This is a genomic window from Streptomyces sp. NPDC001401, assembly GCF_042895385.1.
Lineage (GTDB): Bacteria > Actinomycetota > Actinomycetes > Streptomycetales > Streptomycetaceae > Streptomyces.
The window spans coordinates 1-16,071 of record NZ_JBIAWI010000043.1; the positions used below are offsets into that span (position 1 = coordinate 1).

General features: G+C 68.1%; 12 protein-coding genes. 11 read left to right on the plus strand and 1 reads right to left on the minus strand.

What is annotated here, in order from left to right; translation table 11 throughout:
* Positions 1-91: 91 nt before the first annotated feature.
* Positions 92-700: a hypothetical protein gene (locus ACFY10_RS54860; protein WP_390672956.1), complete on the minus strand. Its 609-nt coding sequence runs from the start codon at positions 698-700 to the stop codon at positions 92-94.
* A 401-nt stretch (positions 701-1,101) separates the two neighbouring features.
* Here ACFY10_RS54860 and ACFY10_RS54865 point away from each other — a divergent pair, with 401 nt between their 5' ends.
* The 11 genes from ACFY10_RS54865 to ACFY10_RS54915 all read left to right on the plus strand — a co-directional run bounded on the left by ACFY10_RS54865 (position 1,102) and on the right by ACFY10_RS54915 (position 15,268).
* Positions 1,102-1,431 carry a hypothetical protein gene (locus ACFY10_RS54865; protein ID WP_390672957.1) on the plus strand — a complete coding sequence of 110 codons (330 nt, stop codon included), beginning with the start codon at positions 1,102-1,104 and terminating at the stop codon, positions 1,429-1,431.
* 23 nt (positions 1,432-1,454) lie between these two features.
* Positions 1,455-1,763 carry a pore-forming ESAT-6 family protein gene (locus ACFY10_RS54870; protein ID WP_275775792.1) on the plus strand — a complete coding sequence of 103 codons (309 nt, stop codon included), beginning with the start codon at positions 1,455-1,457 and terminating at the stop codon, positions 1,761-1,763.
* Positions 1,764-1,817: 54 nt separating this feature from the next.
* Positions 1,818-2,216 carry a DUF6507 family protein gene (locus ACFY10_RS54875; RefSeq protein ID WP_390672958.1) on the plus strand — a complete coding sequence of 133 codons (399 nt, stop codon included), beginning with the start codon at positions 1,818-1,820 and terminating at the stop codon, positions 2,214-2,216.
* 2 nt (positions 2,217-2,218) lie between these two features.
* The gene (locus tag ACFY10_RS54880; RefSeq protein ID WP_390672959.1) at positions 2,219-4,756 is read left to right on the plus strand and encodes a hypothetical protein; all 2,538 of its coding nucleotides are present in this window, start codon (positions 2,219-2,221) and stop codon (positions 4,754-4,756) included.
* A 12-nt stretch (positions 4,757-4,768) separates the two neighbouring features.
* On the plus strand, positions 4,769-5,629 hold the full coding sequence (locus tag ACFY10_RS54885) for an immunity 49 family protein (RefSeq protein WP_390672960.1): 861 nt from the start codon (positions 4,769-4,771) through the stop codon (positions 5,627-5,629).
* 102 nt (positions 5,630-5,731) lie between these two features.
* Positions 5,732-6,598, plus strand: coding sequence for an immunity 49 family protein (locus ACFY10_RS54890; RefSeq protein WP_390672961.1), 867 nt, complete (start codon positions 5,732-5,734; stop codon positions 6,596-6,598).
* 120 nt (positions 6,599-6,718) lie between these two features.
* On the plus strand, positions 6,719-7,012 hold the full coding sequence (locus ACFY10_RS54895) for a hypothetical protein (protein WP_390672962.1): 294 nt from the start codon (positions 6,719-6,721) through the stop codon (positions 7,010-7,012).
* 13 nt (positions 7,013-7,025) lie between these two features.
* Positions 7,026-8,375, plus strand: a complete 1,350-nt coding sequence (gene eccD / locus ACFY10_RS54900; protein WP_390672963.1) for a type VII secretion integral membrane protein EccD — start codon at positions 7,026-7,028, stop codon at positions 8,373-8,375.
* A gap of 565 nt (positions 8,376-8,940) precedes the next feature.
* Positions 8,941-9,786, plus strand: a complete 846-nt coding sequence (locus ACFY10_RS54905) for a type VII secretion protein (RefSeq protein WP_390672964.1) — start codon at positions 8,941-8,943, stop codon at positions 9,784-9,786.
* Positions 9,783-13,790, plus strand: a complete 4,008-nt coding sequence (eccCa, locus tag ACFY10_RS54910; RefSeq protein ID WP_390672965.1) for a type VII secretion protein EccCa — start codon at positions 9,783-9,785, stop codon at positions 13,788-13,790. Before ACFY10_RS54905 ends, eccCa begins: the two co-directional genes overlap by 4 nt.
* Entirely contained in the window at positions 13,787-15,268 is a 1,482-nt protein-coding gene (locus ACFY10_RS54915) for a DUF6177 family protein (protein WP_390672966.1), read from the plus strand. Before eccCa ends, ACFY10_RS54915 begins: the two co-directional genes overlap by 4 nt.
* Positions 15,269-16,071: the final 803 nt, after the last annotated feature.

The following is a 16,071-nucleotide window of genomic DNA, read 5'->3' on the forward strand; positions in this document are numbered from 1 at the left end:
CCTGTTCTCATGCATCCACCCGGCCAAGATCACCCGACCAGGCACCTTGTTCGACCAGAACCGTCCTCATGATCGATAGGAATACGGCTTCTCAGGCGCAGACACTTCGGGCTGGCCTGGGTCGCGCCCTGTGGGCCCGGGTTGGTCTTGCCTTCAGGTCGAATTGCCGTCGCTGAGCCAGGAATCGATGCCGTGCAAGGCCCGCATGAGGACGTGGTCCGGTGCCCCGACGACTGGATCGACGTGCGGGCCAGTGCGGCCAGTCGCGCATCCACCAGCGCCAGGTGTGAACGTGCGAGGCGATATTCGTCGAGCAGGCTGGTGCCCAGGAGCAGTGGATCACCGGATCCGAGGGAGCAGTGGCTAGCCAGGAGCAGCTGACCCCGGCCTCCAGGATGCGTGGCAGCGGGTGCTCGTTGATGTGCTTCACAACGCCCAGCTCACGATTGGACGTGAGACATACGTCCAAGGTGGTGCGCGGGTCGGCGAGCTGCTCCAGAAGCGCCCTGTCCTCAATAGCCCGGATGCCATGGGCGATTCTTGTCAGGGACCAACACATCGAGCATGTGAGCAGGGCTGGGCCACCCCGAGCATTGGGGACCGCGTTTTCATCGGACATGATGGCCTTGCCCGTTGTCTCCTCTGCCCAATTCCGCCACGTATCCGGGCAGGCGCCGAGCGAACTGACTTCACTGGCCATCAGGACTTCCGGGAGACGAACCGGGATCCTCCGGCTCCAGAGACGGCGCCGGTTGGGATCGCCGGGCTTCGTCCAGGACACGCCGCCACGACCGGATCAGGTCGGGTTCAGCTTGGTTCGCACGTGAGCACGCAACGGCGGCGGCGTGGTTGGGCACTCTGCGCGACGCAGTTGACCACAGTGTGGCTACTCATCCGGCCGACCGGAAGAGACGGCCACGTCACCGCCGCCCGTTCGGCAGCGAAGGCTTGTGAATCAAGCCACTCCACACGTTGGGCGTTGCGTCAGCAACTCCTCGTAGGTGACGATGAGCACTTGGGCATGTGACGCGAGTGGCGTCCGAGCACGCTGCGACGTCTCGCATGTCGACGATCTGGACTACGGGTGCGGGGGACATCTCCATGAAATTCGACATGGGGTCAACGACGCTTGCGACTCTGACCAAGAGCACGATCGGGTCGAGTGACGATCTGGGCACGCTGATCCAGCAGTTGATTGCCGCGGCACAGCCGTTGGAGGGGAAGTTCAACGGCGAGGGCAAGGTCATGTTCGACTCGTTCAAGCTGCACGCAGATGAGATCACTGCCGCGCTGAACGGGTCGCTGTCGTCGATCCTGGGCGGCCAGTCCGGGATGGACGCAGGGTTCGCCACCGGCGATCAGGAACAGTCCGACAACGCGCACAAGACGATGAGCGCCGCGAACTTCGACGCGGCCCGCTTCCACGGCTGAACCACGATGGGGATGTGAGCAGCATGGCCAATTTGGACCGTCGCTCCTACGACACTGGCGCCTCCGCCGACGTACAGAGCAGTCTTCAGGGGATCATCGGCCGCCTGGAGACCGTGCTCGGCGAGCGCGACCGTGCGGTGAAGGCCGCGATGGCGGATTTCCAGGCCGACGGCGTCTCGGACGAGTACCACGGCAAGGAAGTCCGCTGGAACAAGGCGGCCAACGAGGTACGCAACATCATCCAGCTCGTGCGCACCACGCTGGAGCAGAACGACGGCACTGCACAGGCCACCCTGGCCAAGGCCCGGGCCGCGGTCGACAACATCGGCTGATACGGCGGTAGTTGCATGCCGGGCGGCTGTCCGGCAGGGATGAGGGGGAACGTTGTGACGGGGTGGGACATCCATCCGGCCGGGGTGTACGGCGTGCTGTCCAAGACGGGGACCGCGGCGAAGGACCTGTCGGACGCTGGCTCGGCGATGCAGGGCAATCTCGAGGAGGCGGCCTCCGCGGCGGGGACGCTGACGAGTCAGTACGGGCCGTACACCAGTACAGTCGGGTTGGTCGGTTCGGCACTGGGCCAGTTCGCGGAGCACTGGGGCCGGGATCTGCAGTACATCGCCGAGCGGACGTCGAAGTCCCTACACGGAGCGGATGAAGCCACCCGTCACTACCTGGCCGGCGCACTGGAACAGGCGGGCAACGCGCAGCGGGCGGCGGCCAAGGAGCCCACGGTGCACATGCCGGGCGAGGGCGGGACGGGCCGTCGTACGGAGGGCCGGTAGCAGTGGGCGACGAGGCGAAGCTGATCGACCCGTCCGGCATCCCGCACTTCATCGGCGACCTGGCCACGCTGGACACGGACGTGATGCTGCTGACGGCGGACGCGGGTCAGTTCCGGGCGTCCGGTTCGGATGTGCACACGGAGTTCCAGGGCCTGTCGGCGTTTTACCACGCACCGGAGGCGGAGCAGCTGTTTGCCACCACGCTGCCGGTCAAGCAGAAGTCGGACGCGTTCGCCGACGACCTGGAGAAGGCCGCCACGGCCCTGTCGGACTACAGCTTCGAAGTCCAGCCGCTGGTGCAGAAGTTGGACGCGCTGAAGGCAGATGCCACCGCGTTCGTGAACTCGCTGCCGGCCGGTGATGCTTGGCGCAAGGACCAGGACAAGGTCGACCACAACAACGACCTGTGGCACGACGTCAACCACACCGTCGCCGCCTTCGAGGCCGCCGAGCGCACCGCCTACAACAAGATCATGGCCCTGATCGGCGGCACAAAGCTGACCGCGGACGACGGCTCGCACGGCAAGAACATGTACGGCTACAACGCCGACGACCTCGACCACGCGCAGGCGACCCCGTGGGGAGCGCCGGTCGAGCGGGAGTACGAGGGCTGGGCTTGGCTGGCCCATCAGACTAAGCAGGTGTGGGACGGCGTCTGGCATGACGGTGTCATCGGCACCATTCATGGCCTGGGCACCTTGGTCGGCTCGGACGGCTGGGGCGCGGCCGGCGAGGCCTGGAACAACCTCGCCAAGCTGGGGACCGCCTCCTTCCTCACCAGTTCCACGGTGGGCGCCTGGTGGCTGATCCCGGACGACCAATTGCCCTCCTGGCTACGTGATTCACGCAAGGTCCACAACCAGGCGGTGAAAGGCTTCGTCGCCTACGACCAGTGGAAGACTAACCCGGCCCGCGCGGCCGGTGCGTTCGGCTTCAACGTGCTGACCGTGGCCGGTACCGAGGGAGTCGGCAGCGCGACAAGCGGGGCGGGCAAGGCGGGTGCCGCGGCTCGTGCCCTGTCGGCGGTCGGCAAGGTCGGCCGTGCCATCGACCCGATGACCTATGTCGGCAAGGTGGGCAAGTTCGCCTTCGTCAAGGTCGGCGACACCTTCAGCACGCTGAAGAATCTCAAGACCGGCGCATACCTGGACATGGCGAACCTCGGCGAGAGGTACACACCCGCCGAACACCCCCTGCCCCTCGCGGAACGCCCGGTTTCCGTGCCTGACAGCGCCATCGAGTACATCGATGCCAAGGGCAACCCGGTCTACCTCACCAGCGACGGCCACGTCCTCAACGCCGACGGCACACTCCACCAGCACGCTGAGCAGGCCGAGGTCGAACCATCGGCTGCCGACCGTGCGAGGGCCGATGCCGCGGAAGGCGGGGCGCGCAGCCCGGAATTGGTGGGAGCGCATGCCGCCGCCAACTCGGTAACGGACGCAGGACCAGCCTCTGCCGGTCACGCCAGCGTCGGCGGGGACGGCGCTCTGGGCTCGGCCGGGCCAACGGGACATGCGACTACCGGTGCCGCGCACGGAGAGAGCAGCGGCGGACGCGGGCTGTCCAACGGTGGGTCCGGGAGCGGAGCGGGCGACGAACTGCCGGGGCGGACCGGTGACGGCGTGCATCCGACGGGTAAGGGCTGGTACGACGACCTCGATCCGCACCAGATCAAGGATGTGCAGGTCTACCGGGCGAATCACGAGCCGGGCTACCGCGAGACGTACTACCACAAGAACGGCCATCGCATACGTGTAGCGATCCCCGACGAAAGCGGCTTCGCACCGCCGCAGTTGGTCAAGGACCCGCATCACCCTGGGTCTTGGATCGCAGCCAGCGACAAGGCTTCACCGATTCCTGAGAAGTATGTCCATGGCTCCAAGGTCGAACAGGGACCGGAGACTGTGCGTACGCAGGAGGGTCTCGACGCCATCAGCGACAAGGCGGGGCGGCGACATTCCTCCGTGACGGCTGACAATGCGTGGCACGATCCGCTGAAGGATGCGAAGCACACCTACAAGGCAGATCCCACCCCGGACAACCTCAAGGCTTACGAAGAAATCAAGGCCGAGCATGCGCCCTTCCACCGGGCCATGAGCGAGGACAGCGAGGCGTTCGGGGAAGCCGTCGCGCAGCATCATGTCATTCCAGAGCACTACCCCGGGGCGCGGATGGAGAAGCTGGCGGGCCCCAAGAACGGAAACGACCAGTTCGATCAGCTGTGGAGTTGGACGGACGAGCACGGGAACAAGAAGTTCGTCGTCATCGAGTCCAAGAGCACCGTCACCACAGACCTGGGGAAGAGACAGCTGCCAAGCGGAATCGATGCCCGCCAGGGTTCAAGAGACTACTTCCTCGACATCATGCGGGAAATGAAGCAGCGTGGATTCGACGGAAATACGAACGAGAAACGACTGTACAAGGATCTGAGTAAGGCCCTGAAGCAAGGGAATGTCGACTACATCCTGGTCAAGGGGAAGGTCACCTCGGCGGGCGAGTATGCTGGCTACCAAAAATGGACCTTCGACATCAACTAAGGGGAGACATCGGTGACTGAGACAGTGGCCCGGCATGACAGGCCGAGCACCCTGGATGAAGCCGATGTCCAGGACTTGGCCGAGGAGCTGGAAGACAGCGTCCAGAACCTGGGAAGGTCGGCCACCGTCTTCGGACTCGCCCTCAACGAAGCTCTGATGCAGGTACAGGCCCGCCTCGTAATTGATCCGAAGGCGTCTGAGCTGCCAACGTGGCGAGCAACCGTGTCGGCCATGCAGGTCGGCTCTGCCGCCTTTGCCGCAGCGGTGGTGACTGAGGGCACCGTGGAGTGCCGGGTCATTGACGAGATGCGTTCTCTGCCCGCAACAGGACCGCAGTTCTACGCCAACGCGGGAAACTGGCTCAATGCCTTCTGGTTCGCGATCGTTTGTCGTGATCAGGAACGCATGACGCAGATGTGCCAAGTGCCGTTGGAAGTTCTCCGGGCGTCAGGCGCGCACGGTGATGAATACGTCTACGACTGGGTCGACACCCTCCAAACGTATTGGCTTGAGCGTCCGGGGCTGGTGGAGAAGCTGTCCGCCGCAATCGATAATTCGTACCCGGAAGTCGCAACGATCGCTTCCCGGGACCTACTCCAGAACATCCTGTACCAACCCATCAATCTCTTCTATCAGTTCCTGCGCAAGGACCATGCCGCTTTCAACGCGGCTCTGGTCGAGGCACTGCAACTCCACAAGGCGTATTGGACTGCTGACGAAAAGCGGGCGAACGACCTCAGTGGATCTGTAGCCCTCGGGCCGCTGGCCATTGCGTGCCTGGCCTACGATGCGGGCTTCCCGATCGACGTGGAGTCCGACTACCTTCCGAAGCATCTCCTCGAACGTGAGTGGGTAGGCGAGTTCGAGACCTGACCGGCCTTGAGAGGGTCCCCGTTCTGACGAATCTCCTCGTCAGACCTTTGCCGGTGGCAGCAGGTGGAAGAATTGCAGATCGACTGACAGAAAGGGGGGTACGTGGTCATCCTCATTCCCCGCCACGACTTCCCCGTGGACAACGTAGACGAATCCATGGCGCCGATCATCAAGAGCGCCATCGAGACGCTCTCGGAACTCGAGACCTCAGAGTTCGACCGTATCGACGCTCTGGATTACACGCTGACCGTCGCAAAGTGGACCTGTCTGACGGATCCCGTGGCAGGGGAATTCCCGACGTGGGAGGCGTGGGTCACCGCGATGCAGGTGGGCTCGGGCTTGTTCATCTCGGGAGCTGCCGTGGAAGGCCACGTTCCGTGCCGTATCGGGAGCAAAGGTGAGATCAAGAACCTCCCCGCGACCGGCCCTAAGGAGTATCTGCACGCGGGCAATTGGCTCACCTCGTACTACCTGGCCGTGATCTGCCGCGACAACGAGCGCCTCGACCAACTGGCCCGTATTCCCGCCTCGTTCCTTCGCGCTTCCGGGGTGGAGTTCGACGAGTACATCTATGCGTGGGTGGAGACGCTGCAGAACGCCTGGTTCGGCCGCCAGGAGACCTGGGACAGGCTGGTCGCCGCCATCAACGGCACGGACCCAGCGGCGCCCCACATCGCCAGTGCCCAACTCATGCTGAAGATCCTCTACCCGCCGCTGGAGATCTTTCACCGCTACCAGCGGCAAGAGCCGGAACCGTTCAACGCCGCCCTGGCAGACGCGGTCACCTGGCACCGCGAGTACTGGACTGGCGATGCCACACTATCCACGAGCAGCGAGGGACTAGTGGCTCTGGGCCCACTGGCCATCGCCTGCATGGCCTTCGACGCGGACATCCCTGTCGAAGTCGAGTCCGAGTACCTGCCCAAGCATCTCTTGGAACGGACCTGGGTCGGCGAATTCCCCACCTGATACGCCGGAGCCTCCCGCCTCGGACGCTGGCACATCGACATGAAGGATGTGATGGCCGACGGGCAGGAAGCGGCGATCTTCATCCAGGCCGTCGCCCCACCAACGATTAGGAATTGAGCCATGTCAGCCCAGGACTACGACAGCCAGCTTCTTGAGTCGGTCTCGGTCCGGCGTCGGCGGCTGCGGGATGCTGTGCTGTTCGGTGGGCAGCGGCAACGGCGCACTGTGGATGAGCGGCTGGGCAAGGTGTTTGCGGGTGTGGTGATCGCCGCGGTGGTGTGTGCCGGGTGTGTGGGGTGGTCGTTCATTTCGCATCGGGTTCTTGGCACGAGCACGAGCCCCTACGGGACCTCGACCACGCTCCCGTCCACATCACCTGCCCAGACACCGACCGTTGCGTCTTCTGCCCGGTGATAGGTTCAATCGCGTGATATCTGCGGGGGCATTGAGCCGTACGGGACTGGCGCTGAGCCGGGTCACTCTGGTTGGCGAGCGCCGTCGGGTCGATCTTGTGCTGCCGTCGCAGGAACCGATCGGGCGGCTGCTTCCCGAAGTGATGCGGCTGCTGGACGATCAGGTGGGTGCGCGGCCGCAAACGCGCCATCTGGTGGCGGTCGACGGCAATGTCCTGGACCCGGACGCCACCTTGCAGTCGGCAGCTGTGGCGGACGGTGCGGTGCTGCGGCTGGTGCGCGTCGAGGACGCGCCGTCCGCGCCCGTCGTCCACGATGTGACGGATGAGGCCGCAGACGATCTCGACGTACGGGCCTGGCGGTGGCGGCCCGCCGCGCGACGCGTTGTCGCCGGAGGAGCGACGGTCGGGTGGGCGCTGGGCGCCTCCTTCCTCGCACGCCAGGAGTTCGCCGCGCAGAGCGTGGGCGTCGTGCTGCTCGCGGTCGCCGCGCTCGCCGCGGTCGCGGGTGCGCTCTGCGGAAGGGCCGGGGTGCGCGGGCTCGCCGCCACGCTCGTAGTCACCGGTGGCGCGCTGGGTGTGTTCGGGGCATGGAGCCTGGGCGACGCCCAGAACTGGTCGGGGACGGTGCGGCTCGCCGGCATCGCCGGGGCGGTGGCCGTCGCGTTGCTCCTGCTGGGATGGTGCTCGCCACTGGGACGCGGTGGGGTCTTCGGCGCTGCCGCGGTCCTCGGGGGCGGAGTGTGCTGGGAGCTTGCGCTCGCCTTCCAGCCGACGGGGCGGGCCGGTGCGATGCTCGCCGTCATCTCGGCGGTGGCCCTGGGGCTGTTGCCGCGGCTTGCGTTGATGGCGTCGGGGCTCTCCGGGCTCGACGACCGGCGCTCGGGCGGCGTGTCGGTGAGCCGCTATCAGGTGTCGACGGCGCTCGCGGCCACGCACCGTGGGCTCGCGCTCGCGACAATCGTGACGGCAGTTTCCGCTGCCGTCGCCGGGTCGCTCGTCCTGGATGCGGGGACGGTGTGGACGGTGCTGCTCGCGGCGGCGGTTGCGCTGGTGCTCGCGCTGCGGGCGCGGGCGTATCCGCTGGTCCCTGAGGTCGTCGCGCTGCTCGCGGCGAGCGCGGTGGTGGTGATGCGGCTGGCCTGGGTGTGGCTGGAGCGATCCGGTACGGCCGGTCCGCTCATGGTGCTGGTGGTGCTGGCGGTCGTTCCGCTGGCCGTGCTCGTGGTGCAGCCGCCGGAGCATGTGCGGGTGCGGTTGCGCCGGTTCGGCGATGTGCTCGAGTCGGTCGGGGTGATTGCGTTGTTCCCGCTCGTGCTTGGCGTCTTCGGGGTGTACGGGCGGCTGCTCGGCACGTTCGCGTGAGTATCGGGCGGCAGGAATGAACCGGGCTCAGGGCGGTTGGCAGGACGAGGTACTGCGAGAATTGCGGGGCGCCGCGTCGGAGCCAGCCGGTCCGGATGCTGCAGCGAACGCGAACGCGAACGCGAACGCGAACGCGAACGACGCGACGGAGCACGGTGCTTCGGCGGACCAGAAGGACGGGGCGGACGCCAAGGCCCCTCTCCCGGTCCGTCGCTCCGACGAGCAGCGCCCCAACCCCGGACAGCAACCTGCCCCGCACACCGTGCCGGCGGCACCCCACAGTGACGTACCGCAGTATCGGCCGGAGCCCCCGGGGCCGCTGCCCGACCAGGTCGCGCAACCGGTGGCCCAGCCCCGCCCACCCACCATGCCGACCCCCTACCCAGCTGCCCCGCCTGCGCCTGCGCATCCGGATACCCCAGGGGCCCAGCCCGAGGAGAGCGGCACGCCGGTGGTCCGCCACCGCCCCGCCAGTCCCAACCTTCCCTTCCTCACCCCGGAGTCGGTCCCCACCCTTGACCCGCGACTTGCTCTCGCGCTGGGGAAGCCATTGCACGGCGATTCCGTGGCGCGCCGGACCGGGAAATCGATCCGGCGGCTGACCTCATCGGCCTCCCAGGAGGTCGCCGAGGAAACGCGGATCGGGCGGGAGTTGCAGCAGCCGGTCACCACGGGCCGGGTGATCGCCGTGACGTCAATCAGGGGCGGTGTCGGCAAGACGACGACGGCCGCGCTGCTCGCCCGTACATTCACCCACTACCGGCACGATCCAGTGCTCGCGCTGGAGGCGGACGCCGCACTGGGAACGCTGCCGGTGCGACTCGGCGCTGAGACGGTGCGCTGGTCGTGCGCCGAACTGGCCCACATCCTCACCCCTTCGATGCAACTCACCGACATCACCGGTTATTTGGTACCGGTTGCGGACGGCGGCTGGCTGCTGCCGGCCAGCCAGGGACGTCTCGGCGCCCCGCTGGACATCCGCTCCTACCGCACGGTGACGCTGGCGCTGCGCCGCTACTTCGCCGTCACGGTCGTGGACTGCGAGACGCTGCCCGGTGAGGTGGCCCGAACCGCGATGGACACCGCGCACGGCCGCGTGGTCGTCGCCCCGCTCACCGCCGAGGGCGTCGGCGGCACGCGCATCGTCCTGGACTGGCTCGCCCAACTGCCGCACCAAGCTCTCGCGTCCACCGTCGTCGCCCTCACCTCGGGCACACCCGATCTGAACCTCGACCTGAAGACGGCTACAGCGCATCTGCGCGAGACAGGGGTCACCATCGTGCACCTGCCCTACGACCGGCATCTCGCGGCCGGCGGGCCCATCCGTACGGAATTGCTCGGCTCGGGCACGCGCGGCGCGGCCACCCGGCTCGCAGCCCAGGCGCTGCAGCGGGCGGTGCAGGTCCGATGACGCAGCACCTGGTCCACCGTCCCGCCCGGGCCACCCGCCCGCTGCCCCAGGCTGAGGCGCGCACCATCGAGCCGCCGCCGAACCTGCCCGAGGGCAAGATGGGCAGCCCGGCCACGGCCCTGTTGCCGATGGCGGGTGTCATGGGGTCCGTTGTGATGATGACCGTCATCCGCTCCAGCCAGTTCGCCGGCCTCGGTGCGGTCGTGCTCGTCATCGCGCTGCTCGGGGCCGTGGCGCTGTTCCTGTCGCAGCGCGGCAAGGCACAGCGGCAGCGGCGGGTGCAGCGCGAACGGTATCTGGAATATCTGGAGAAGCTGCGCGAGGAGTTGGGTGAGGCAGAGCGGGAACGACGCGGCGCAGCACGAGAGTTGAACCCTCCACCGGCGGCCCTGTACGACCTGCTGCGCGATCCGGCGCGGCTGTGGGAGCGGCGCCGTACCGACGCCGACTTCCTGCGGGTGAGGGTCGGTGTCGGTGACGTACCGGTGCAGGACGTGGTGATCGGGCAGAACTCGGCGAGCGGGGTACTCACGCCGCCGGACCCGTTCATGCTCAACGAGGCACGGGCGCTGCAGGCGCGGTTCGCGGCTACCGCCGACCATCCGCTGACGGTGCCGCTGGACCGCGTGGGCAACGTGAGCCTACTCGGCGACCGCGAGGGCGTGCTGCGGGTCGCCCGGGCGTTGCTCGTGCAGGCCGCCGTCGCGCACGCGCCCGACGACCTGGCGCTCGCGCTTGGCGTACCCGGAGAGCGTGTCGAGCAGTGGGCATGGGCGAAGTGGCTGCCTCATGTCCTGGATGCCGACGAGCTCGACGGGCCGGTGGCCGCCCGCCGGATCGCGCCCGATCTCACTCAGCTCGCCCGCCTCATCGGCGTGGACCTCAAGAAGCGTGCCTCCTACGCCGCCGAGGTGCGGCGCGGCCTGTCCGACCGCACGGCGCTGAGTCTCGGCAGCCGGCTGCTCGTGGTGAGCGATGAATATGGACAGAACGCCGCGGAACTGCCCCGGCCGGACACGGCGGTTGCCCTCGGTGACATGGGCGTGACCGTGCTGCATCTGCTCGCCGAGCAGGTGCACGAGCCCGATCAGGTCGCCGTGCGGATCACCCTCGACGGGGACCGGGTCACGGTCGACGACCTGCGGGGCGAGCACGTCGTACGGGTCTCGGGCGTCCTGGATCCGGTGAGTGTCGCTGGCGCCGAGGGGCTGGCCCGGATGCTGGCGCCGCTGCGTCTGTCCCCGGAGTCGGCCGCCGACGGCACGCCGGGGTCCGGCCCGGTCGACTTCCCAGAACTGCTCGGCATCGACGATCCGGCCGCCCTGGACCTGGTCCGGCAGTGGGCGCCGCGCGGCGAGCGTGACTTCCTGCGGGTGCCGATCGGGCTGGATGACCGGCACGAGCCGGTGCTGCTCGACCTGAAGGAGTCGTCCGAACTCGGCATGGGTCCGCACGGGTTGTGCGTGGGCGCCACCGGTTCCGGCAAGAGCGAGCTGCTGCGCACCCTGGTGCTCGCCCTGGTGACGACGCATCCGCCCGAGGATCTGGCGATGGTGCTCGTCGACTACAAGGGCGGCGCCACCTTCGCCCCGTTCACGAGCCTGCCGCACGTGGCGGGCGTCATCACCAATCTGGAGAACCAGGCCGGTCTCGTCGAGCGCGTGCACACCTCGCTGGCCGGTGAGATCAAACGCCGTCAGCAGGTCCTCAAGGACGCGGGGAACATCGCCGACATCGGCCACTACCGGGCACTGCGTGACACCGCCCGCCCGGACCTCGAACCGCTCCCGCATCTGTTCGTCGTGATCGACGAGTTCGGTGAACTGATCACCGCCAAGCCGGACTTCATCGACCTGTTCCTCTCCATCGGCCGGATCGGTCGCTCCATCGGGGTGCATCTGCTGCTGTCCAGTCAGCGCATCGAGGGCGGCAAGCTGAAGGGCCTGGAGACCTATCTGTCGTACCGGCTGGGGCTGCGCACCTTCTCGGCGGACGAGTCGCGTACGGTCCTGGAGACCACGGACGCCTTCAACCTGCCGCCGCTGCCGGGCTTCGGCTATCTGAAGGTCGACACGTCCACGTATACGCGGTTCAAGGCCGGGTTCGTCTCCGGTGCCTACCGCGGGCCGGTGCAGCGCGATGCGGTCGCCGACGACGAGTCGCTGGCGTGGGTGTATCCGCCGTACAACACAATCATGATGCCGACGGGTGCGGTGGGTGACGACACCGTGATCACGCCGCGCGAGCGGACGAGTGGGCCCACCGTGCTGTCCGCCGTGGTGGACCAGCTGGCGGGCGCGGCCGAGCAGGTGCGGCGGATCTGGCTGCCGCCTTTGCCCGACGCGGTGACGCTGACGGGGGCGGCCGGCCCGGTGCAGGCGTCGGCGGACGGGCTGCAACTCGCCCGACGGGAGGGCCCGTTGCGGGTGCCGCTAGGGGTCCTCGACGACCCGGTGCGGCAGTGGCAGGGCCGATGGGTGCACGACCTGAACACGGCCGGCGGGCACACGGCCGTCATCGGCGGCCCGCAGTCCGGCAAGACCACTCTGCTGCGCACCCTGGCACTGTCCCTCGCCGTCACGCACACGCCGCACCAGGTCGCCGTCTACGGTCTCGACCTGGCCGGCGGCGGGCTGAGCGCGCTGTCCGGCCTGCCGCACGTGGGCGGGATCGCCGGGCGCGCCGATCACGAACGTGCCGCCCGCACGGTCGCCGAGGTGCGCGCCATGCTCGCCGAGCGCGAGGCCGTCTTCCGCGAGCACGGCATCGACTCCGTCGAGCAGCTGCGCACCCTGCGCGAGAGGGGCGAGCTGTCCGAACTAGGCTCCACGGACGTGGTGCTGCTCATCGACGGGTTCGGCGGGCTGCGCGACGAGTTCGCCGACCTGGACGACGCGGTCGCGGACCTGCTCAAGCGGGGGAGTGGTTACGGCATTCACGTCGTGGCCGGCATGCTCCGCTGGAACGATGTCCGCATCGCCACCCAGTCGATGTTCGGCAGCCGGATCGAACTACGCCTCAACGATCCCGCCGACTCCTCCGTCGACCGCAAGCTGTCCGAGACCCTGTCGGCCGACACCCCGGGCCGCGCCCTCACCGACGGCAAGCTGTTCGCGCACGTCGCCCTGCCGCGCCTCGACGCGCTCGCCTCGGCCGCCGACTTGGGGGCTGCGCTCGAGGACGCCGTACGTTCGGTGGGCGCGACCTGGCACGGTGAACTGGCGGCTCCCGTGCGGGTGTTGCCGACCCGGCTGCCCGCGCAGCGCCTGCCGTCCGCTGTCGCGGTACCACACGCGGTGCCGATCGGCGTCGACCAGGAGTCCCTGTCCCCGGCTGTCCTCGACCTGTTCGGCACCGACCAGCACCTGCTGGTCCTGGGCGACAACGAATGCGGCAAGACGAACCTCCTCCAACTGATCTCCCGCGCGCTCGTGGACCGGTACAGCGACGAGGAGCTCGTCTTCGGCGTCTTCGACCCGCGGCGCGGCCTGCGGGGCGTGATTCCGGAGCCGTATCGCGGCGGCTACGCGCACAACGCGAAACTGTCCGCCGCGCTCGCCACCGGCATCGCGACCGAACTGGAAAAGCGCCTCCCGGAAACCGCCGACCCGGACGCGGTGAGCGACGAGCCAGCCTTCACCGGGCCGCGGATCGTGATCCTCGTCGACGACTACGACATCCTCACCACCGCCGGCCAGCAGCCTCTCGACCCGTTCCTGCCGTACATCTCCTCGGCCCAGGACATCGGACTGCACTTCGTCGTCGCCCGCCGCGTCGCGGGCGCCTCGCGCGCGTTGTACGAGCCGTTCCTGACGACGCTGCGCGAGACCGGCGCGACGGCCCTCGTGATGACCGGCGACCGCACGGAGGGCCAGCTCTTTCCGGGCCTGTACGCCTCTCCGCAGCCGCCGGGCCGGGGCACCCTGGTCCGCCGTGGTCGGCGCCACCTGCTGATCCAGACAGCCCTCGCGGCCGAGACCGACCCTGTGGAGAACCCGGCGTGACCAAGGACGTCATCGCGCTCACCTCGAAGATGCCCGACACCCGCTCACTCTTGGCAGCCCTGCACGCTGGCGGCCCCGAGCTGAACCTGACCGCCACCGACGACGGCGCGGTCATCCAACTGTGCACGGTGGCCGGCCGCCCGCTGGTCTCGGTCGAGGCCCCGCTGCTCGTCCACGTACCCGGCGAAGCCGAACGCCTCCTCGGCCCCCAAGCAACGGCGCCCGAACCGCCGTTCTGGTGGACCGAGACCCGCGCCTCCACGGCCGTCCCCGAAGCGGGAGCCCTGGCAGGATCCGTGTGCGGACGCCTGACGATGCTGCTCGGCGGAACCACGTGGCCGCCTGGCGCAGCCCACACCGCGCGCGTCGCAGCCCGCGACGACGCGACAGACACGACAGCCGAGCAGCCGCAGACACCTACGTCCCCCAGCGCCTCGGACGACGACCCCACCGAGACAGCCGCCCCGGCCCCCACCCCGGTCCTTCCTGCCGTCGACGTCCTGACCGACTCGACCGCAGTCGTCCTGGCCGACCGCCCGCTCGTCCCGCTCAGCACCTGGCTCTCGGACATCCTGCGCACCACCGTGCAGGTGAACCGCGCCCTCCACCTCGTCACACCACCCCACGTCCGCCTCAGCCTTCCGTTGCGCGCCGCGCTGGGCGGCGCTCCCAACCGCTGGGTCATCCAAGATCCCGCAGGCGGCTACTACGACGGCCTGTCCGGCGTCCGACTCGCCTGGCTGGGCGGCACGTTCACCCCGACCGGTACCACCGTCGCCGATGCCTTCACCGCATCGAGCACACCCATCGGGCAACGACAGCTCACCGTGTCCTTCCGTACGGTGCACGAGGCCGACACCGACCTCCTGCTCGGCGGTGCCCTCGAAACAGCCTGGCGCCACCTCACCGGCGCTGCACCCTCCGGCTGGGGCACCGCAGAACCCGTCAACCTCCCCTGGTCCCCACGCCAGTTGACCGACCTCGCCCGTAACCGGGCCCCCGCGCCAGCCCACCTCATCGCCATCGGCGCACCCGACCGCCCGGCCATCGCCACCCACCGCATCACCCGCACCACCGCCGGCGTCGCCCAGGACACGACCCTCACCCTCGGCTACGCCACCGCCGCCGAAGTCCCTCTGGAGAGCCTGGAACCCCTAGCCGCGACGCTCGTCAGTTCACACGGTCTGACGACGATGCTCACCACCCTGCGCAACGCCCGCGCCGACCTCACCCTGCCCGCGCACCTGGAAGCCCCGCCCCTCCCGGTCTCCTTCACCCTCGGCCCACGCGATACAGCCACGATCGGCCTCACCCACGCCCGCCGCCCACCGATCGCAACGAAACCGCGACAGCTCGGCTCCCCCAGCTGTCCCGCCCTCCACTACCCGCTCGGTGACGGAGCCGACGCCGAAGCCTGGACGGCATTCCAAAACCTCGCCATCCACCTCAAAAACAGCCCGGGCAGCACCAGTTCGTAACAGCTGACGAGGCGACGCCTTCGACTGGGCTTCGGCTCCGCTGATGGGCCGCTGACGGGTACCTGATCCGATACTTCCGGAAATGGACCACGAGCCGCCGGCTCACCCGTCGGCTCGCCATCCTTTCCATCCCGAGGCGGAGCCCCAGAACCTGCTCGACGAGGACGATCGATGGCCGCTCCTCCAACGCTGACTGACCGAAGCGGTCCCCGCTCGAGCAACTGGAGTGGGCGTACGTCGAGTTGGCGGCCTACGTGTACGGCGATCCGGTGAGGTGCGGGTCGGGACCTTCTCCACCGCCGTACCCGCGCTCGTACAGCTCGTTCTTTATGGTCGGGCCGCTTGTACCTATGTCTCTTCCAGTGCTGCGGCGGCCGCGTCAACGAAGGGCCCAGTCAGCCGAAGGTAGGCGCACAAAGTCTCTTGGAACTCACGACGGTTCTCCCGGTGGCGTTCTCGGCTGTGGCCGCCAGAGCGGTGGAGAGCGTGCCCGACATGATCAATAGGTTGGATGCGGCGACTTTGACCGTGGAAGGGCCCTCCAGATCAATCAGTGTCACCGCCCGACGCACCTGCTGATGTCGGTCGCGGTGAGCGGCTAAGGCCGCTTCGCACTCGGTAGTCGAGAGACCATCGACTCCCCGGAGCCCGTCAGCGACGACCTGGGCTTGCTCATTGAGGCCCAGGTAGGCGGCCCGCCGAGTCTGCGAGCAATGCTCAAGACCTGTGGATCGGCCTCGGGGCTGCACGCGAAGGGCGTACCTTCCCGAGTGATCGATTGAAGGTCACCGAGTAGGCCGACG

Coding starts and splice junctions, on each gene's coding strand:
- ACFY10_RS54865 (WP_390672957.1), top strand. CDS start 1,102: ATGAAATTCGACATGGGGTCAACGACGCTTGCGACTCTGACCAAGAGC.
- ACFY10_RS54895 (WP_390672962.1), top strand. CDS start 6,719: ATGTCAGCCCAGGACTACGACAGCCAGCTTCTTGAGTCGGTCTCGGTC.
- ACFY10_RS54870 (WP_275775792.1), top strand. CDS start 1,455: ATGGCCAATTTGGACCGTCGCTCCTACGACACTGGCGCCTCCGCCGAC.
- ACFY10_RS54860 (WP_390672956.1), bottom strand. CDS start 700: ATGGCCAGTGAAGTCAGTTCGCTCGGCGCCTGCCCGGATACGTGGCGG.
- eccCa (WP_390672965.1), top strand. CDS start 9,783: ATGACGCAGCACCTGGTCCACCGTCCCGCCCGGGCCACCCGCCCGCTG.